This window comes from Acidaminococcus sp., from assembly GCF_057597765.1.
In genome coordinates this window covers 60,315-78,523 of the sequence record NZ_DBMBXK010000005.1, presented here as the reverse complement: position 1 = coordinate 78,523, position 18,209 = coordinate 60,315, and the positions used below count along the sequence as shown (strand labels likewise).

General features: G+C 57.9%; 22 protein-coding genes. 7 read left to right on the top strand and 15 right to left on the bottom strand.

Annotated elements, in window-relative coordinates:
- From ACZOF8_RS04590 to ACZOF8_RS04560, 7 genes are all read left to right on the top strand, one after another.
- Positions 1-996 (top strand): Bug family tripartite tricarboxylate transporter substrate binding protein, encoded by a 996-nt coding sequence (locus tag ACZOF8_RS04590; RefSeq protein ID WP_022487788.1) that lies wholly within the window; start codon positions 1-3, stop codon positions 994-996.
- Positions 997-1,060: 64 nt separating this feature from the next.
- Positions 1,061-1,519, top strand: coding sequence for a tripartite tricarboxylate transporter TctB family protein (locus ACZOF8_RS04585; RefSeq protein WP_022487787.1), 459 nt, complete (start codon positions 1,061-1,063; stop codon positions 1,517-1,519).
- 18 nt (positions 1,520-1,537) lie between these two features.
- Entirely contained in the window at positions 1,538-3,088 is a 1,551-nt protein-coding gene (locus ACZOF8_RS04580; RefSeq protein ID WP_022487786.1) for a tripartite tricarboxylate transporter permease, read from the top strand.
- A 242-nt stretch (positions 3,089-3,330) separates the two neighbouring features.
- Positions 3,331-3,606 carry a TM1266 family iron-only hydrogenase system putative regulator gene (locus ACZOF8_RS04575; RefSeq protein WP_022487785.1) on the top strand — a complete coding sequence of 92 codons (276 nt, stop codon included), beginning with the start codon at positions 3,331-3,333 and terminating at the stop codon, positions 3,604-3,606.
- Positions 3,596-4,339 carry an ABC transporter permease gene (locus tag ACZOF8_RS04570; protein ID WP_022487784.1) on the top strand — a complete coding sequence of 248 codons (744 nt, stop codon included), beginning with the start codon at positions 3,596-3,598 and terminating at the stop codon, positions 4,337-4,339. The genes ACZOF8_RS04575 and ACZOF8_RS04570 overlap by 11 nt, the downstream gene beginning before the upstream one ends.
- On the top strand, positions 4,327-5,079 hold the full coding sequence (locus tag ACZOF8_RS04565; protein ID WP_022487783.1) for an ABC transporter ATP-binding protein: 753 nt from the start codon (positions 4,327-4,329) through the stop codon (positions 5,077-5,079). The genes ACZOF8_RS04570 and ACZOF8_RS04565 overlap by 13 nt, the downstream gene beginning before the upstream one ends.
- A 102-nt stretch (positions 5,080-5,181) precedes the next feature.
- On the top strand, positions 5,182-6,153 hold the full coding sequence (locus tag ACZOF8_RS04560) for an ABC transporter substrate-binding protein (RefSeq protein WP_022487782.1): 972 nt from the start codon (positions 5,182-5,184) through the stop codon (positions 6,151-6,153).
- A 49-nt stretch (positions 6,154-6,202) separates the two neighbouring features.
- Here ACZOF8_RS04560 and ACZOF8_RS04555 read toward each other — a convergent pair whose 3' ends face one another.
- The 15 genes from ACZOF8_RS04555 to ACZOF8_RS04485 form a co-directional block, all read right to left on the bottom strand.
- The gene (locus ACZOF8_RS04555) at positions 6,203-6,463 is read right to left on the bottom strand and encodes a stage V sporulation protein S (protein ID WP_012938234.1); all 261 of its coding nucleotides are present in this window, start codon (positions 6,461-6,463) and stop codon (positions 6,203-6,205) included.
- Between the two features lie 175 nt (positions 6,464-6,638).
- Positions 6,639-7,196 (bottom strand): NUDIX domain-containing protein, encoded by a 558-nt coding sequence (locus ACZOF8_RS04550; protein ID WP_154488161.1) that lies wholly within the window; start codon positions 7,194-7,196, stop codon positions 6,639-6,641.
- On the bottom strand, positions 7,177-8,901 hold the full coding sequence (gene recN, locus ACZOF8_RS04545) for a DNA repair protein RecN (protein WP_288174666.1): 1,725 nt from the start codon (positions 8,899-8,901) through the stop codon (positions 7,177-7,179). Before recN ends, ACZOF8_RS04550 begins: the two co-directional genes overlap by 20 nt.
- Position 8,902: 1 nt before the next feature.
- Entirely contained in the window at positions 8,903-9,358 is a 456-nt protein-coding gene (gene argR, locus ACZOF8_RS04540; protein WP_022487779.1) for an arginine repressor, read from the bottom strand.
- 18 nt (positions 9,359-9,376) lie between these two features.
- On the bottom strand, positions 9,377-10,255 hold the full coding sequence (locus ACZOF8_RS04535) for an NAD(+)/NADH kinase (protein ID WP_154488163.1): 879 nt from the start codon (positions 10,253-10,255) through the stop codon (positions 9,377-9,379).
- A gap of 28 nt (positions 10,256-10,283) precedes the next feature.
- Positions 10,284-11,087: a TlyA family RNA methyltransferase gene (locus ACZOF8_RS04530; protein ID WP_012938229.1), complete on the bottom strand. Its 804-nt coding sequence runs from the start codon at positions 11,085-11,087 to the stop codon at positions 10,284-10,286.
- Positions 11,084-12,967: a 1-deoxy-D-xylulose-5-phosphate synthase gene (gene dxs, locus ACZOF8_RS04525; RefSeq protein ID WP_487426615.1), complete on the bottom strand. Its 1,884-nt coding sequence runs from the start codon at positions 12,965-12,967 to the stop codon at positions 11,084-11,086. The genes ACZOF8_RS04530 and dxs overlap by 4 nt, the downstream gene beginning before the upstream one ends.
- Before the next feature lie 22 nt (positions 12,968-12,989).
- Entirely contained in the window at positions 12,990-13,865 is an 876-nt protein-coding gene (locus ACZOF8_RS04520; protein WP_487426614.1) for a polyprenyl synthetase family protein, read from the bottom strand.
- Entirely contained in the window at positions 13,865-14,110 is a 246-nt protein-coding gene (gene xseB, locus ACZOF8_RS04515; protein WP_022487774.1) for an exodeoxyribonuclease VII small subunit, read from the bottom strand. Before xseB ends, ACZOF8_RS04520 begins: the two co-directional genes overlap by 1 nt.
- Positions 14,110-15,324, bottom strand: coding sequence for an exodeoxyribonuclease VII large subunit (gene xseA / locus ACZOF8_RS04510; RefSeq protein WP_154488165.1), 1,215 nt, complete (start codon positions 15,322-15,324; stop codon positions 14,110-14,112). Before xseA ends, xseB begins: the two co-directional genes overlap by 1 nt.
- The gene (locus ACZOF8_RS04505) at positions 15,321-16,280 is read right to left on the bottom strand and encodes a Kae1-like domain-containing protein (RefSeq protein ID WP_022487772.1); all 960 of its coding nucleotides are present in this window, start codon (positions 16,278-16,280) and stop codon (positions 15,321-15,323) included. The genes xseA and ACZOF8_RS04505 overlap by 4 nt, the downstream gene beginning before the upstream one ends.
- Entirely contained in the window at positions 16,270-16,689 is a 420-nt protein-coding gene (gene nusB / locus ACZOF8_RS04500; RefSeq protein WP_022487771.1) for a transcription antitermination factor NusB, read from the bottom strand. Before nusB ends, ACZOF8_RS04505 begins: the two co-directional genes overlap by 11 nt.
- Before the next feature lie 18 nt (positions 16,690-16,707).
- Positions 16,708-16,932 carry a DUF2273 domain-containing protein gene (locus ACZOF8_RS04495; RefSeq protein ID WP_012938222.1) on the bottom strand — a complete coding sequence of 75 codons (225 nt, stop codon included), beginning with the start codon at positions 16,930-16,932 and terminating at the stop codon, positions 16,708-16,710.
- A gap of 13 nt (positions 16,933-16,945) precedes the next feature.
- The gene (amaP, locus tag ACZOF8_RS04490) at positions 16,946-17,467 is read right to left on the bottom strand and encodes an alkaline shock response membrane anchor protein AmaP (RefSeq protein ID WP_022487770.1); all 522 of its coding nucleotides are present in this window, start codon (positions 17,465-17,467) and stop codon (positions 16,946-16,948) included.
- Complete coding sequence (locus tag ACZOF8_RS04485; RefSeq protein ID WP_288310117.1) at positions 17,464-18,081, bottom strand: Asp23/Gls24 family envelope stress response protein; 618 nt, start codon at positions 18,079-18,081, stop codon at positions 17,464-17,466. The genes amaP and ACZOF8_RS04485 overlap by 4 nt, the downstream gene beginning before the upstream one ends.
- Positions 18,082-18,209: the final 128 nt, after the last annotated feature.

The window sequence follows — 18,209 nt, the reverse complement described above, 5'->3', positions numbered from 1 at the left end:
ATGAAACTCAAAAAGTGGCTGGCTGCGTCCGCCATCTGTGCCCTGGCCCTGGCTGTTGGTGCCTGCGGGGGCAAGAAAGCTCAGAAAGCGTCCGGTGAATGGAAACCCAACAAGGACATCAAGGTCATTGTAGCCTACAAGGCAGGGTCCGGCACGGATACCGGTGCCCGGGTACTCTGCAAGGATGCGGAAAAATTCGTAGGCAAGACCCTGATCATCGAAAACAAACCCGGCGCTGACGGAAAGATCGGCTGGACGGAACTGTCAAAAGCCAAACCGGACGGCTACACCATCGGCTTCATCAACCTGCCCACCTACACCACCCTGGCTCTGGCCAAGAATGCTTCCTTCGATGACAAGAGCATCGTTCCCATCTGCAACCATCTGAAGGAAACCGGGGTTGTGGTAGTCCGGAAGGACAGCCAGTTCAACAGCCTGAAAGATCTGGTGGAATATGCCAAAGCCCATCCGGGCGAACTGAAGGCTTCCACCAACGGGGTACAGGCTTCCAACCACACGGCAGCCCAGCTGCTGTCCACCACCGCCAAGTTCAAATACAATGCGGTGCCTTACGGCGGTACCGCTGACCAGCTGCTGGCCCTGCGCCAGGGCGAAGTGGACTTCTCCTGCGCCAAACTGGGGGATGTGGAACCTCTGATCCGGGGCAGCAACGCAGCCCTGAAACTGTTGGGCGTATTCTCTGAAAAACGCCTGGACAACTACAAAGATGTGCCCACCCTGGGTGAACTGGGCTACTACAACAAGTGGTACGGCTCCGCCCGTGCTCTGGTGGCTCCCAAAGGCACTCCGGAAAACATCATCAAATTCTATGAAAATGCCTTTAAGATGACCATGACCGATGAACAGACCATCCGTGACCACAAGAACGCCGGTCTGGAACTCCACTACATGGACAGCAAGGAACTGGGCAAACTGATCCAGGAACAGATGACCTTCTGCAAAGACGTGGTCAGCAAACTGTACCAGGACGCCTGAATGACACAAGCGGAATAAATCGGGGGCTGCCAGGGTGCAGCCCCTCTTTTGAGGGGAAACCATTATGAAAAAATCGGAACTCAGTGTAGTGATCTTCATGCTGGGATTCTGTGCCTTCTTCTTTTACGAGACACTGCAACTGCCTCCGGCGGCACAGAGCTATCCCAAATTCGTCATCGGCCTGTTGGCCGTGCTGACTCTCATGCAGCTAGTGAAGATGGCCTGCAGCTGCCACGGCCATTTCACCATTGTCAACGATCTGCCGGAAGTGTGGACCCATTTCCTGCCCAGGCAGTTCTTCACCTTCCTGATTGCCTCCATCCTTTTCTTTGTGCTGATGGTGCTGATCGGATTTTATCCTTCTGCTATTTTATATCTCCTGTTCATGCTGCACTTTTTCCACATTGAAAAGAAGTATATGGCCATCACCCTGGTGGTGCTCATGGCCCTGATCTATATTGTCTTCAGCGAATTCCTGTCCGTGCCTCTGCCGGACGGCCTGCTGCTGGAAGAACTGCTCTAGGAAAGGGAGGATGAAAGAATGGAAAATCAATACGCATTGATGGCCATGGGGTTCATCAACGCCCTTTCGCCTATAAATATCGTCATTATGATCGCCAGCGTGACCATGGGGATCGTCATCGGGTGCATGCCCGGGCTTTCGGCGGCCATGGGGGTGGCCCTGCTGCTGCCCCTGACCTTTGGGATGGAACCTTCCGCCGGGCTGATCATGCTGGGAGGCATCTACTGCGGGGCCATTTTCGGGGGCTCCATTTCCGCCATCCTGATCCACACCCCCGGTACACCGGCATCGGCGGCCACAGCCATCGACGGGTATGCCATGACTTTAAAGGGCAAGGCCGGGAAAGCCCTGGCCACTGCCTGTATCGCTTCTTTCTGGGGCGGACTGTTAAGCTGCATTTCCTTGTATTTCTTTGCTCCCATGCTGGCCAAACTGGCCATGGAATTCGGCAGTCCGGAATACTTCTGGCTGAGCCTCTTCGGCCTCACCATCATCGCCGGGATCAACACGGATTCCATGATCCTGGGGCTCATGTCCGGGGCCTTCGGGCTGGTTCTCTCCACCATCGGCATGGACCCCATGCAGGGGGTAGAACGGTTCATGTTCGGCCAGGATTCTCTCTATAACGGCATCAACATCACCTGTGCCCTGATTGGTCTCTTTTCCATGAGCCAGGCCTTTATCCTGGCGGAAAAAGCCATTGTGAAACGGGCCAAAGCCGCCAAGTTCAGTGACCGGATCATGCTGACCCTGAAGGAAATGAAACAGATCACCCCCACGGTGCTCCGGAGCTGGATCATCGGGAACATCATCGGCATCCTGCCCGGAGCCGGGGCTTCCATTGCCTGTTTTTTAGGCTACAACGAAGCCAAACGGTTCTCCAAACATCCGGAAGAATTCGGCAAGGGCTCCATTGAAGGGATTGCCGGGTCGGAAGCGGCCAACAACGCAGTAACCGGCGGTTCCCTGATTCCCACACTGACTCTGGGGATTCCCGGGGAAAGCGTTACCGCCGTGCTTATGGGCGGGCTGATCATCCACGGGCTCCAGCCGGGACCGGAACTCTTTACAAAGTATGCTCCCATGACGTATACTTTCTTTGGCGGATTCGTGGTCATCCAGTTCTTCATGCTGCTGATCGGCCTTTTGGGCTGCCGTCTGTTCGCCAAGATTGCCCGGGTGTCCGATGCCATCCTGATTCCCAGCATCTTCGTGCTGTGCGTGGTGGGTTCTTTTGCCATCAACAACAGTGCCTTTGATGTGAAGGTGATGTTTGTGTTCGGGGTCATCGGGTATCTCATGCGGAAATGCAACATGAACACCGCTGCGGTTGTGCTGGCTCTGATTTTGGGGCCTTTGGGCGAAAAAGGACTGCGCCGGAGCCTGAGCCTTTCCGGCGGGGATACCAGCATCCTGCTGTCCACCAACATCTGCAAGATCCTGCTGGCCCTGTGCCTGCTGTCCCTGCTCTCTCCCTTTGTGATGAAGTTCTTCAAGAAGGAAAAGAAAGCGGACGAAGCGGCCCTGGCGGCAGAAGACAAGGAAATAGACGAAGCAGACAAAAAATAATAAACGGAATGGAACAAGTGCCTTCTCACATCAAAAGACCCCTTGCGATGGAAGACGGACGGATTAAAGGGGGTGCTGCGCTGCAGCACCCCCTGTCAATTCTCAACGGTAAAAGGAAGGAACCCGGCAGCGGGTTCCAGTAAATGGAAACGCAGCCTGCGGCTGCTAACCCACCACCAGCCTGACGGCTGGTCCCCCGCCCTTGAAAAGGGCGGATAATGGGTATGTGAGGAGGTCTTTTTATGGAAGAAACCCGTGTGGCGATTTTGGGAATCATTGTAGAGGATCCGGATGCGGTGGAGGACCTGAACTCCATCCTTCATGACTTTGGTCCCTATGTAATCGGGCGGATGGGGATTCCCTACCATGCCCGGAACATCCACATCATCAGCGTGGTGGTGGATGCCCCTCAGGACATTATCAGCAACCTGTCCGGCCGGATCGGGAAGCTGCCGGGGGTGTCCTCCAAGACAGCCTATGCCAAGGTCACTTCCGGCCACGAGAACCATGAAGGGTAAGATCCGGTTGGTCCTGCCCTTTGTGCTGGTGTTCCTGCTGTGGGCCTGGGCATCGGCAGAAGGGATCTGGAGCAGCTACATCCTCCCCTCTCCCGGCCAGGTGTGGGACACCTTTCTCCACATGGTCCGGAACGGGGAGCTGGTCCGGCACATCCTGATCAGCCTCCGGCGGATCCTTACCGGGTTCTTCTGGGCCTTTCTGGCCAGCTGCCTTCTGGCCAGCCTGAACCTGCTGTTTCCCCGGCTCCGGGCCTGCTACGGAGGGCTCCTGGAAGTGTTCCGCCATGTACCGCCCCTGTCCCTGATTCCCCTGCTGATCCTCTGGTTCGGCATCGGGGAACTGCCCAAGACCATCATCATCGTGCTGGCTTCCTTCTTCCCCATGTACCTGAACATGGACGACGGGTTCCGCCGGTGTGACCGGAAGCTGCTGGAAGTGGGCCAAATGCTGGGGTTCTCTCCCTGGAAGGCCCTGTGGAAGATCCGGCTGCCAGCGGCCCTGCCCGGGATCCTCACCGGACTCCGGGTGGGCATGGGCTACAGCCTCCGGGCCATTATCGGGGCGGAAATGATAGCTGCCGACAGCGGACTGGGGTATCTGATCCTGGACGCCCAGGCCATGAGCCGCAGCGACAAAGTGTTCATCGGCATCCTGACCATCGGAGCCCTGGGCCTTTTGCTGGATGGGATCTTTGCGGCAGTGGAAAGGAGGCTGCTCCGTTGGATGCGCTGAAGCTGGACCATATTACCAAAACCTATGGTGCCCGGGTGGTGCTCCGGGACCTTTCCCTGGCTCTTTCGCTCCGGGAATGTACGGTGATCCTGGGGAAAAGCGGCTGCGGGAAGACCACCCTGCTGCGCATCCTGGCGGGGCTGGAAACGCCGGATGCCGGCACTGTGGAAAAACCGGCCGGGCTGAAACTGGGCATGATGTTCCAGGAGGCCCGGCTGTTCCCCTGGCTCACCTGCCGGGAAAACATCGCCCTGGGACTGCCCAAAGGGGCGGACCCGGGAGAAACGGACCACTGGCTGGACCTGGTCCAGCTGACGGATGCAGCGGGCCAGTACCCGGCCCAGCTGTCCGGAGGCATGCAGCAGCGGGCCTCCCTGGCCCGGACCCTGGCCATGCACAGCAGCCTGATCCTCATGGACGAACCCTTTGCGGCCCTGGATTACTTTACCCGGGGCCAGCTCCAGCAGGAACTCCGGTCCATGGTGGAAAAGCTTTCCATGGGAGTGGTGCTGGTGACCCACAATGTGGACGAGGCCCTGACCCTGGGGGACCGGCTTCTGATCTTGAAAGAAGGCCGGATTGCCCAGGAACAGTACCTGCCCCCGGGCCAACGGGACCTGCTTTCCCCGGGGCTGATCGAAGCGAAAAAAAAGCTGCTGGAGGGGCTGCTGCAGCCCGGCAGCGGCCCGTTAAACGGTCAACGACTGAAAGAAGGAACCTGCTCCAGCCGGTTCCTTTGAAGAGAAACGCCGCTGAAGCGGCTAACCCACCACCAGCCTGACGGCTGGTCCCCCGCCCTTGTCGAGGGCGGATATCCCCTGAGACGAAAGGATCTGTTACAAATGTCATTGAAGAAAAAACTCTCTGTTGCTCTTGCCTGCTGTCTGGTGGCAGTGGGAGCCCTGGCTGCCGGGTGCGGCAGCGGCAAATCCGCCCAGAAGGCGGCTCCCAAAATGGACAAGGTGAGCATCACCTATGTCCAGGCACCCCTGAACATCCCTTCCATTGTGGAAAAGGCCAACCAGAGCTTTGAGAAGAAGTTCAAGGAAAAGAACATCACCGCCTCCTACTCCACCATCACTTCTGGAGCGGATCAGACGGCTGCCCTGGCCAGCGGGGACATCCAGTTCCTGAACTGTGTGGGCGGTTCTTCCGTGCTCCTCAGCGCTGCCAACGGCAACGACATCAAGATCATCAGCCTGTACTCCCAGGCTCCCAAGGCCTTCAAGCTGTTCTCCAAGGACGGCAGCATCCAAAGTGCCGCTGACCTGAAGGGCAAGACCATTGCCGGGCCCAAGGGCACCATCCTCCACGAACTGCTAGCCGCTTATCTCCAGCAGGCCGGGCTTTCCATGAACGATGTGAAGTTCGTTTCCATGGGCCTTCCTGCCGCCGCTTCCGCCCTGGAAAACGGCAGTGCTGACTGTGCTCTCCTGGCCGGTCCTCTGGCCTACAATGTGGAAAAGAAGGGCATGCACGTGGTCACCACCGGAGAAGGGCTGGTATCCGGCCTGACGGTTACCGCAGTCAGCGGCAAGTTCTACAAGGAACACAAGGACCTGGTGGATACTTTCCTGGCCGTCCAGAAGGAAACCCTGGACTTCATGAAGAAGAATCCGGACAAGGCCCTGGAAATGACCGCCAAAGCCACGGAACTGAAACCGGAAGCCGTAAAGGAAATGGCTCCCCTCTATGATTTCAGCATGACCATTACCCCCGAAGCCATCGCCTCCCTGAAGAAGACCCAGGATTTCCTGGTTGCCTCCGGGATGATGGAAAAGAAAGTGGATGTGGATGCGTTGTTTGTAAAGTAAGTAAAAAAAAGAAGCTGTTGCCAGCTGCAACAGCTTCTTTTTTTTACTTTCAGCGAGGTTCCACCAGCAATTTGATGGCGGTCCGTTCTTCACCGTCGATGTTGATATCAATGAACGCGGGAACACATACCAGATCCATACCATGAGGAGCCACAAACCCCCGGGCAATGGCGATGGCTTTCACTGCCTGGTTCAGGGCACCAGCCCCAATGGCCTGGATTTCAGCTTTACCGTTTTCTCTCAATACACCTGCTAACGCACCTGCTACAGAATTCGGATTGGATTTTGTCGAAACCTTTAGTACATCCATGTTCGGTTCCCCCTCATCATTTTTTGTGATGTTTGGAAAATGTTCAATACGCAGTACTCCAATCAGTGTTGCAATGAGTGAATCGTTTCCCAAAAATCAATTTATGGATATTATAACATACTTTAGGAAATTTGTTACACATTTTTTTGATTTTACAAATTTATTACATGAATTTTTAACAGGCTTCTTTTTTCAGGAAGTACAGTAGAAGCGCTGACAGGGTTTTTGCATCAAAAATGTCTTCTGACATGACCATCTGTTTAACTTTTTCTTCCGGAATCACTTCCACCTGGAGGAATTCATCGGCATCGGGATGCATCTTTCCCTGGTGGAGACCGGTGGCCAGGAACAGATGGATGGTTTCGTTGGTGAATCCGGGGGTAGTGACAATAGAAGTCATCCGGGTCCAGTGATCGGCGGTAAGACCGGTTTCTTCGGACAGTTCCCGCTGGGCGCTGGGGAGGATTTCTTCCCCTTTTTCCAGTTTGCCCGCCGGGATCTCGTAGATCACCGAATGGACAGGATACCGGAACTGCTTTACAAACACCATGCTGCCGTCTTCCATTACCGGCAGGATCCCCACGGCTCCCTGGTGGAGGATGTATTCCCGGGTGGAATCATTGCCGTTGGGCAGTTTCACCTGGTCCACATAGAGATGGAGCAGACGGCCTTCAAAGGCGGTCCGGGTAGAAAGCTGTTTTTCATCCAGCCGATCATCGTGTAGGGTTTTCATGAATGTCAGACTCCTTCGTTTCTTTGAATTTGGCGGCCATAGCCAACAGTTCCTTGGCATTTTCCCGGGCAGAACGGGAGGTATTGGTGCCGCCGGTCATACGCATGATCTCCTGAATCCGTCCTTCCGGATCCAGCACATCCACCTGGCTGATGGTGCTGCCTTTTTCCGCGCTTTTATGGATGTACAGCTGATGGTCGGCGAAGCAGGCGATCTGGGCCAGGTGGGTGATGCACAGCACTTGCCGCTCCCGGGCGATGAGGGCCATTTTTTCCGCCATTTTCTGGGCGGTAACGCCCCCCACCCCGGTGTCGATTTCGTCGAAGATCATGGTGGGCACCCCGAACTTCTTCATCATCACCGTCTTGAGAGCCAGGGCGAACCGGGACAGTTCACCGCCGGAAGCGATCCGGCCCAGAGGCTTCAGATCCATCCCCGCATTGGCGGAAAACAGGAACTGGATGCTGTCCTGGCCCCGGCCGTGGCATTCGGGCAGCCGGGTAAACTGAAGATCCACCCGGCCTTCAGGCATGGCCAGGTCCCGGATATGGGGCAGCAGGGCCTTCACCAGGCCGGCAGCGGCTTTCTTCCGGGCGGCCGTGAGTTTGTCCGCTTCCGTCTGCATTTCTGCCTTCAGGATGGCTTCCTGTTTCCGGAGCCGGGCCAGGGTGGATTCCAGGGACAGGAGCCCTTCATATTCCGCCTGGGCCTTGTCCCGGTAGGCCAGTACCTCTTCCAGGCTGCCTCCGAATTTCTGCTTCAGCCGGTACAGCAGGTCCAGCCGTTCCTGGGCCGCTTCCAGGGTATCCCGGTCATCATGATCCGCCGCCAGAATGTCCCCCAGGGACTGGCGCACGTCTTCCAGGGTTTCCCAGGCAGAATCCATACTTTCCGCATAGGGTTTCAGCTCAGGCGCATAGTCCAGCACCCCTTCCAGAGTGGTCCGGGCGGTGTTGATGGCATCCAGGGCACTGGGGCCGCTGTCTTCGCCCCCTTCCAGGTAGTGATGGGCTTCCCCCACTGCCTGGAGGATTTTTTCCTGGTTGCTCAGCTTCCGGACCGTTTCCCGGAGCTGATCATCTTCTCCCGGCTGGATATGGGCTTCGTCAATTTCCTTGATTTCTGCTTCCAGCCGCTCCAGGTCTTCGGTCTGGTGGGCATCCTTCAGCAGCCACTTTTTCACCGTTTCCCTGGCTTTGTCATAGGCCACGAATTTTTCCTGGTATTTTTCCAACAGGGTCTGGAGCCCTGGTTCCAGGTGGTCCAGGATGGTGAGAGCCGCCCCGGGGGCCAGCAGGGTCTGGTTCTCGTGCTGACCGTGGATGTCCACCAGCTGGCTGGCCAGACGGGTGAGCACGTACACCGGCACCTGCCGCTCGTTTACAAAGGCCTGGCTCTTGCCCCCGGCAGTGACCTTCCGGCGGAGGAACAGGGTGTCTTCCCCCAGATCCAGATCCAGTTCCCGGAGGATGTCATGGACATTTTCCAGCCCCTCGATGTCGAACACCGCCTGGATCCAGTAGGAATCCGCCCCTTTCCGCAGGTAGTCCCCGCTGGCCCGGCTGCCCAGTACAATGCTGAAGGCGTCGATCAGGATGGATTTCCCGGCGCCGGTTTCCCCGGTGAACACATTGAACCCCGGGGTAAAGTCCACCCGCAGATGGTCGATCAGGGCAAAATTGTGCACTTCCAAGGAATTCAGCATGTCAGCGTCCTTTCTTGACCATGAGCCGCTGCTTCACCGTCTCCACATGGTCCTTGGAATCCACGATCAGGAGCACCGTATCATCGCCCCCTACGGTCCCCAGCAGTTCCTTCCAGCTGAGATGGTCCAGGGCATAGGCCACAGCCTGGGCAGTGCCCGGCAGGGTATGGAGGACGATCAGGTTCTCGGCGGAACTGATGGTAAGGGTGTAGCCCCGGAGGGTGTCCTCCAGCCGTTCCGTGGTCAGGATCTTGCTGTTTTCCGAAGGGAAGGAATATTTGTACCGTCCGTCCTCATCGGGGATCTTGATCAGCATCATTTCTTTGATGTCCCGGGACACGGTGGCCTGGGTCACGTTGAAGCCAGCCTTCTTCAGAGCTTCTGCAAGATCACTCTGGGTTTCGATCTGCTGGTTCTTGATGATGTCTTTAATGGCTTCCTGTCTGGATATTTTCATGGTCTTTCCGCTTGCCTCCTAAAGAATGGTCTGACCTTCATTTTTCAGCATCCTGTCCTGCCAGGTCGCATAGTAGGACAGGGGATTGATGCGCACGAACCGGGCATCACAGGGACTTTTTTCGATCAGGGCCCGCTGGTTCCAGGCCAGATGGCTTACCGTCATCCCGTCCGCGGAAATCAGGATGGTTTCGTAAGGAGGACGGGGGGCGATTTCAATGGCATGCTCCATGGGGATCACCAGAGGACGGGCATGGAGGGCATGAGGGCAGATGGGGGTGATGATGCTGGCCTTCAGGCTGGGATGGACCACCGGTCCCCCTGCCGAAAGGGAATAGGCCGTAGACCCGGTGGCGGTGGCAATGATCAGCCCATCGGAAGGGGCGTTGGCGGTAGGTTCCCCGTCGATCTTCAGACTCAGCCGGGTAAGCCGGGACCGGTCCCCGCTTTCCAGCACCATGTCGTTGAGGGCATGGGCCTTGCAGATCATCTTCTCTCCCTGCCATACCGTAAGCTGGAGCATGTTCCGTTTTTCCAGGATGTATTCTCCCGCCTTTACCTTCAGCAGGGCCTTGTACAGATCCGGAGCCCCCACTTCCGTCAGGAATCCCAGTTTCCCCATGTTCACCCCCAGCAGGGGGATGTTCAGCTGGGTCACGTACCGAGCAGCCCGGAGGATGGTCCCGTCTCCCCCCAGGGTCAGAGCCATGGAAAGCTGGGACAGACTGGCCGGGTCTTCCTGGTCATAGCCGGGTACTCCGTAGCTTTCGGCGATTTCCCGGGGGAACACCACCGGGATCTCTTCCGCCTTGCAGAATTCCACCAGCTTGGGCAACAGGGCCCGGACCTTCTCTTTCGGCAGATTGGGGAACACCCCCAGCCGCAGTCTCTTTTCCATGGTTCCACCCCTCATTTTTTCTGTCTCTTTATTTTTCCAGGGTCTCGTGGGAAGCCGCCACCACCTCCCGGATCCGTTCCGGCGATACGGTGTCTTCCCCTTCTTTTCCCATATAGAACAGATATTCAATATTCCCTTCCGGTCCCCGGATGGGAGAAAAATCCAGTCCCCGGGCCACAAACCCCAGTTCCCGGGCCTGGGCGATTACCTTTTCGATCACTTCCAGGTGCACCGCCGGATCCCGGACCACGCCTTTTTTCCCCACTTTTTCCCGACCGGCCTCGAACTGTGGCTTGATCAGGGCGATGCCGAAGCCGTCGGACTTCAGGATCTTATAGGCGCTGGGCAGCACCTTGTCCAGGGAAATAAAAGCCACGTCAATGGTGAACACATCCACCGGTTCCCCCAGGGAATCGGCTTCCAGGAACCGGACATTGGTCCGTTCCATGTTCACCACCCGGGGATCCTGCCGGAGTTTCCAGGCCAGCTGCCCATAGCCCACGTCGATGGCGTAGACCCTGCTGGCTCCATGCTGGAGGGCGCAGTCCGTAAAGCCGCCGGTGGAAGCCCCCAGATCCGCCACCACCTTCCCTTCCAGGGAGATGGGGAACACCTTCAGGGATTTGTCCAGCTTGTAGCCGCCCCGGCTCACAAAGGGCATCTTTTTCCCCAGCAGGGTGATTTTGGCATCGGGCTTCACCATGGTGCCGGGCTTGTCGATTTTCTGGTCGTTCACCAGCACTTCCCCGGCCATGATTACAGCCTGGGCCTTGCTCCGGGATTCAAAGAACCCCTGTTCCGTTAAAAATACATCCAACCGTTCTTTTTTCATAGTTCCTCTTTCCAGGCTTGCAAAATGGTATCCGCGGCCCCTTCCGGATCCAGTTTCAGGTCACGGAGCAGCAGTTCCCGCTTTCCATGGGGCACGTACAGATCCGGGATGCCCAGGTTCAGCACCCGGCATTCCTTCAGCCGTCCCATCCGGTTCAGGGCATCCAGCACCCCTTCTCCGAAACCTCCCGCCAGGGAGTTTTCCTCCAGGGTCACCAGCAGCTTCACGGTGTGGCTGGCGGCTTCCAGGGCTTCCCGGTCCAGGGGCTTTACGAACCGGGCGTTCACCACCCCCACGGACAGCCCCTGCTTTTCCAGCAGATCCGCGGTTTTCCGGGCGGTATCCACCATGGTCCCCACAGCCCACAGATCGATCTGGCTCCCTTCCTGGAGCCGTTTGCTCTTCCCGATGGGCAGGGTATGGATTTCCGGATCCAGGGGAACCCCCAGCCCGGAGCCCCGGGGATACCGGAGCACCGAAGGCCCGTTGTATTCCAGGGAGGTTTTCAGCATATGCCGGAGTTCGTTCTCATCCCCGGGCACCATCATCACCATATTGGGCATCAGCCGGAGATAGGACAGGTCATAGGCCCCGTGATGGGTGCTGCCGTCGTCCCCCACCAGACCGGCCCGGTCCAGGCACAGGGTAAAGGGCAGGTTCTGCATGGCCACATCATGGAGCAGCTGGTCGAAGGCCCGCTGGGCAAAGGTGGAATACAGGGCCACCAGAGGATGGTAGCCGTTGGCCGCCAGCCCGGCGCCCATGGTCACTGCATGCTGTTCCGCAATGCCCACGTCAAAGAACCGGTCCGGGTAATATTTCCCAAATACGTCCAGGCCGGTGCCTTCCGGCATGGCGGCGGTAATGGCCACCACTTTCCGGTTCTTCTCTCCCAGTTCCACCAGGGCATCGCTGAACACTTTGGTATAGGTGGCAGGAGCCTGGGGATTGGAGAATTTCTTCCCGGTGGCAATGTCGAAGGGGCCGGTGCCATGGAAAGCGTTGGGCCGCTCTTCCGCCGGTTTGTACCCTTTCCCCTTGGTGGTGAGCACATGGATGAACACCGGCTCATCCAGCTGCTTGGCCTTTTCAAAGGTTTCCATCAGGGCAGTCAGGTCGTGGCCGTCCACCGGTCCCAGGTATTTAAAGCCGAAGTCTTCGAAGAGCATCCCGGGCACAAAGAAGTACTTGAAGCTGTCCTTGAGACGGCCCACCGCCCGGGCCACACTGCTGCCGATGGAAGGCAGCCCTTTCAGGAAGTTTTCCACTTCCGTTTTCACCCGGGAATAGGTGGGATCCGTCCGGAGTTCCGTAAGATAGGAAGACAGGGCCCCCACGTTTTTGGAAATGGACATTTCGTTGTCATTGAGGACCACGATCAGCTTCTTGTGGAGATCCCCGGCGTTGTTCAGCCCTTCCATGGCTTCCCCGCCGGTAAGGGCTCCGTCCCCGATGACGGCAATCACATTGTAGTCGTCCCCGGCCAGGTCCCGGGCACAGGCGATTCCCAGAGCCGCCGAAATGGAGGTGCTGGAGTGGCCGGTGCCGAAGCAGTCATATTCGCTTTCCGTCCGTTTGGGGAAGCCGCAGAGGCCGCCGTACTGCCGGAGAGTGGGGAATTTGTCCAGCCGGCCGGTCAGCAGTTTGTGGACATAGGACTGATGGCCCACATCCCAGACGATCTTGTCCCGAGGCATGGAAAACACCTTATGCAGGGCGACGGTCAGTTCCACCACTCCCAGGTTGGGGGCCAGATGCCCTCCGTTCCGGCTGGTCACTTCCAGGATCTCCTCCCGGATTTCCTGGCACAGTTCCGGCAGCTGGGCATCGGGGATTTTTTTCAGGTCCGACGGTGCATGTATGGTTGGCAACAGTTTCATAAGGGTCCGTCCTCCCCCGTCCTTATTTCTTCCGTTTGTACAGATAGCGGGTGATTTCCACCAGGGGCTGGGCCTTTTCGCCCAGGGGCGCCAGGGTCTCTTCCGCTTCTTTCAGGGTCTGGGCGGCCATTTCTTTGGCTTTTTCCAGACCGAACAGAGACACATAGGTGGATTTGTGGAGTTTTTCGTCGCTGTGGGCCGGTTTGCCCATAACCTTGGCATCCCCTTCCACATCCAGGATGTCGTCAGTGATCTGGAAGGCCAGACCGAAGAGAGCGGCAAAATGGGTCATGGTCCGGAGGGTGTCCGGATCCGCCCCCCCCAGCATGGCGCCGCCCCGGACCGCAGCCACGAACATGGCCCCGGTCTTGGCTTCGTGGAGCTTCTTCATCTGTTCCAGGGTCAGCTGCTGGTCTTCAGAGGTAATGTCCAGAGCCTGGCCGCCTACCATGCCGGTAGGGCCGGCGCATTTTGCCACCAGACGGACCACCTCCAGGAGCACCTTGGGATCCACTCCCCGCTGTTCCAGCATCACTTCAAAAGCCTGGGTCAGCAGGCCATCTCCGGCCAAAAGGGCCATGGCATCCCCGAACACCTTGTGGTTGGTGAGCCGGCCCCGACGGTAATCGTCATTGTCCATGGAAGGCAGATCGTCGTGGATCAGAGAATAGGTATGGATCATTTCCAGTCCTGCGGCCACCGCCACAAAATCCGTACCGTTGGCCCCCACCGCATCTGCTGCCGCCATGAGCAGGATGGGCCGGAGCCGCTTGCCGCCGGCCGCCACAGAATACATCATGGCCTTGTCCACCGGGGAAATGCTCCCCACTCCCAGGCGCACCTGGAGATATCCGTTGACCAGAGCCCCACGGCTCCGTAAATAACTGCGCAATTCCATTATTCCTTCTCCTCCGGAAACAGGGCCAGGGCAAAATCATCCTGGCTGGTTTCCACGATTTTTTTCACGTCCTGCTGGACTTTTTTCAGCTGAGCCGCACAATTCCGGCTCAGTTCCATACCTTCTTTATAGAGAGCCACTGTTTCATCCAGGGACAGTTCCCCGCTTTCCAGCTTTTCCACAATGGTTTCCAGCCGTTTCAGGCCCTCTTCAAAGGAAACCGTTTCTGCTTTCTTTCTGGGCATTATGCTTTTCCTTCCTTGACCGTTTCCACCTGGGAGACTGCTGCTCCCTGGGCGAACCGGGTCACCAGGGTATCACCGGGCCGGAGATCCGACGCCTGCCGGACCACCTTTCCCTGTGCATTTTCTGTTATGGTATAGCCCCGCCGGAGCACCCCGTAGGGATCCAGGGCCCCCAGCTTGGCTGTAATCACTTCCAGTTTCTGCTGCCGGTTTTCCAGCAGCCGGTCCCCGGCCTGTTCCAGCCGTTGGCTCAGGCTGTCCAGGGTCTGGCCGGCATTTTCCCACAGTCGTTCCGGATGAAGGAACACCCATTCTCCCTGGAGCTGTTCCAGAGCCCGGGTGCTGTCCTGGAGCCGGGTTTCCATGGTCCGTTCCAGCCGGCGCACCAGCTTGGCCAGATTTTCCCGGTCCCCGCTCCGTTCCGGCACTGCCAGTTCCGCGGCTGCAGAGGGAGTGGGAGCCCGGAGGTCTGCCGCAAAATCGCTGAGGGTAAAGTCGATTTCGTGACCCACGGCAGAAATCACCGGGATTTCCGAAGCGGCGATGGCCCTGACCACACCCTCATCGTTAAAGGCCCACAGGTCTTCCATGGAACCCCCGCCCCGGCCTACGATCAGCACGTCCGCCAGTTTGTGCCGGTTGAAGAACCGGATCCCCCGGATGATTTCCGGAGGGGCTTCCGTGCCCTGGACCTTTACGGGATACAGCCGGAGCTTTACGGAAGGATCCCGGCGGCCGGCCACGTTGATGATGTCCCGGACCGCTGCCCCGGCAGAAGATGTGACGATGCCCACCACTTTGGGATAGGCAGGCAGGGGACGCTTCCGGCCGGGGTCGAAGAGCCCTTCGGCGGTGAGTTTTTCCTTCAGCTGCTCATAGGCGATCATCAGGTTCCCGGCTCCCAGGGGCATCATCATGTCCACGTAGAACTGATAGACCCCGTCCCGTTCATACAGGTCGATCCGGCCCACCCCCAGCACCTGGTCCCCGTTTTTGGGCAGCTGCTTCAGGCGCCGGGCCGCACCGGCGAACATAACGGCTTTCAGCAGGGTCTTGCCGTCTTTTAAATTAAAATAACAGTGACCGGAAGGATACTGGCGGAAGTTGGACACTTCCCCCTGGATCTGGAGGTTGGCGAATTCCGGTTCCTTCCGGAACAGCCCCTTGACGATCCGGGTCACTTCCGACACCGTATAGATTTTTCCAACGATCATGGTTCCTCCTGCCTTTCCCGGAGTACGGCGGCCCAGGCATTGCCCACGGCACCGTCCACGCTGTACCGGGGATCCGGGGCCCACAGGCCGATCTGCCGCCGGCTGAGGAAAGCTTCCAGCTGATGGCGAATTTCTTTGTTGGCGCTGACCCCTCCCACCAGGAGCACCTGGGAAAGGGCTTCCTTCTGGCACACCCAGCCGATGGTCCGGGCCAGGGCTTTGCCGATGGCCTGTTCCACCCCCAGGGCCAGGGAAGCCGGATCCGCCCCCTGGTCAATGGCCCGGAGAGCCTGGGTGCAGGGCCCGGACAGGGACAATTCCCCCTCCTGGCTCCATACCTTCAGAGGATGGGGTTCCGCTGCGGTCTCTCCCAGTTTCTCCAGCCGGGCTCCGGCGGGAAAGGCCAGGCCCAGAGCCACCCCCACCCGGTCGATGAACTGGCCGGCGTGGAGGTCGATGCTGGTGCCCCGGGGTTCCAGAGTGAATTCCCCGTCCTCCTGGCGCTCACACAGGAGGAGGTCCGTGGTGCCGCCGGAGATGTGGACCAAAAGGAACCGGTCCGGGGCCGTTTTCCCCACGGACCAGAGACCGGCATACATGTGATTGTGCTGATGGGTAAAAAAATGGACCGGCACACCCAGCACCTTTCCCAGGCTCCGGGCCATCCCCAGTCCCACCAGAAAGGCGGGCATGTAGGAATCTTCCCGGGGCCGGGGTTTGGCGCTGACGCCGATGGCCGCAATCCGGCGGCCGTCCAGTTCCAGGGCTTCCAGCAGATCCGGCAGATTCCGGGTATGCTGGTAGACCATTTCCGACTGGGCCAGGCCCCGGCGACCCGGTTTCACCGTCAAAAGCCGCCGCTGGTCTCCCATCAGGTTCCCCTGCCGGTCCATGAGCGCCGCCGAAGTGGTGTAGCAGCTGGTATCCAGCCCCAGGACCGCTTCCTCAGCGGCCATGCTTCTTCACCAGGCTCCCCAAAAGGCCGTTGATGAAGGCGGGAGAATCATCCCCTCCGTAGATTTTGGCCAGTTCCACGGCCTCATTGATGGCCACTGCCGGAGGCACCGGTTCCGGGCTGCAGAACATTTCCCAGGATGCAATCCGCAGCAGGTTCCGGTCGATGCCGTTCATCCGCTTCAGGGTCCATTTGGCGTCCAGGCCGTTCAGTTCCCCGTCCAGGGCTTCCCGGTTTTCCCGGACCCCGTTCACCAGTTCCAGGGCATAGGCCAGGTCCTTTTTCCGGGTATCCTGGATGTCTTCTTCCTCCGCCATGGTCTTCACCGTTTCTTCCGGAGACTGTTCCGGAGAGAATTCCAGGGCAAACAGGCTTCTCATTGCAATGGTACGTGCTTCTCTTCTGCTCATATGATTGGTAAACTCCTTTTATTTATGGTACGGAGGCAGCAGGTTGTCCAGCAGATCCACCAGATCTTCCCCTGCATCCATTTTGTAACCGATGTAAAAACCCAGGCCGATGCAAAACAGCAGGAACACCGCCCGGAAAAAGCCCAGGAGAAGGAACAGGATGCCCACCACCAGGCCCACCGAAGCGCCTATGATCCGCCACCGGCTGGTTTCAAACAGTTTGCGTAAAATTTCCTGCCACATGGTCTTCCACCGCCTATTCCTTGGCCTTGATGTGCTTGAAGTACACGGACACTTCCGCCACTTCCACGCCCACCACGTTCATGATGTTCTTTTTCACCGTCCGCTTCACTTCGTCGGTGGTGTCCGGGATGTTGATCCCAGGCTCGATGGAAGCGTTGATCCGGACGCTGAGCTGGTTGTCCTTCAGCAGCTTTACCCGGCATTTGGCGCCGAACACCCCGTATACATCATTGGTGAACCCGGAAATGTAGTCTTCCATGGCCCGCTGGCTTACATGGATCTTCCCTTCCCGGTCGTTGTCAAAGGTCAGGTCGTTGCTGCCGCCCCGGCTCCAGCTGGCAAACAGCAGCCGGAGGCTCACCAGGAAAATCACCACCCCGCCGATGGTGTATTCCCAGCGTCCGGGGACCCGGGCGGCAAACTCTGTAAGATCATGGACCGGGATGCCGTTGACGCTGACAATGACAATCAGCACCGCCACTGCTGCCATGATGATGGTGTACATGGTCAAAATGATCCGATCGAATATGCTCATGCTTCTCCCCCCGACGTTTCCTGGCCTTTGGGGTCAGATTCTCCTTCCGGCGGCCGGACCGGTTCTGGAGCTTCCTTTGCTTCTGGCTGTGCTTCCACCGATTCCCTGTTTTCCGAAGTTTCTTCCCCGGCAAAGGCGCCTTCCGGCAGGGACGGTCTGTCAGCCGGTTCCTCTTCCCATTTCTTCACCAGTTCGTCCGTATCGTCCCTGCCGCTGAAATCCTTTTCTTTTTTCTTCTTGACGCCTTCCACGTGGACATCCACTCCTGTGACTTCGTAGCCGGTCATGTTTTCCACGGCTTCCTTCACCTTTTCCTGGAGCTTGATGGCCACATCGGGGATATTGAATCCGTAGGTGATGATCACATGGACCTCCACCCGGACGGTGTGGCCTTCCGTATAGACCTTGATGCCTTTGGAAAAATTCTGTTTCCCCAGCATGTCCGTCAGCCCTTCCCGGATGCCGCCGCTCATGCCGTATACCCCGTTCACCTCCGAGGCCGCCAGCCCGGCCACAATGCTCAGGACCTCGTCAGCCACCTTGATGGCACCCATATCGTCCGCATCGGGACTGTTTTCCAACTGCGCCTGCTGTTTTTCTTGTTCGTCGTTCATAGGCTGTCTCCTCAAACGCAAGTTTATACAATTTAATCAGTATATTATACCATATACAGGCAAAAGTGGGTAGGGCAGGGCTCTGCACTCTGCGCTCTTCACTCTTCACCTTACATATAGTATGATAT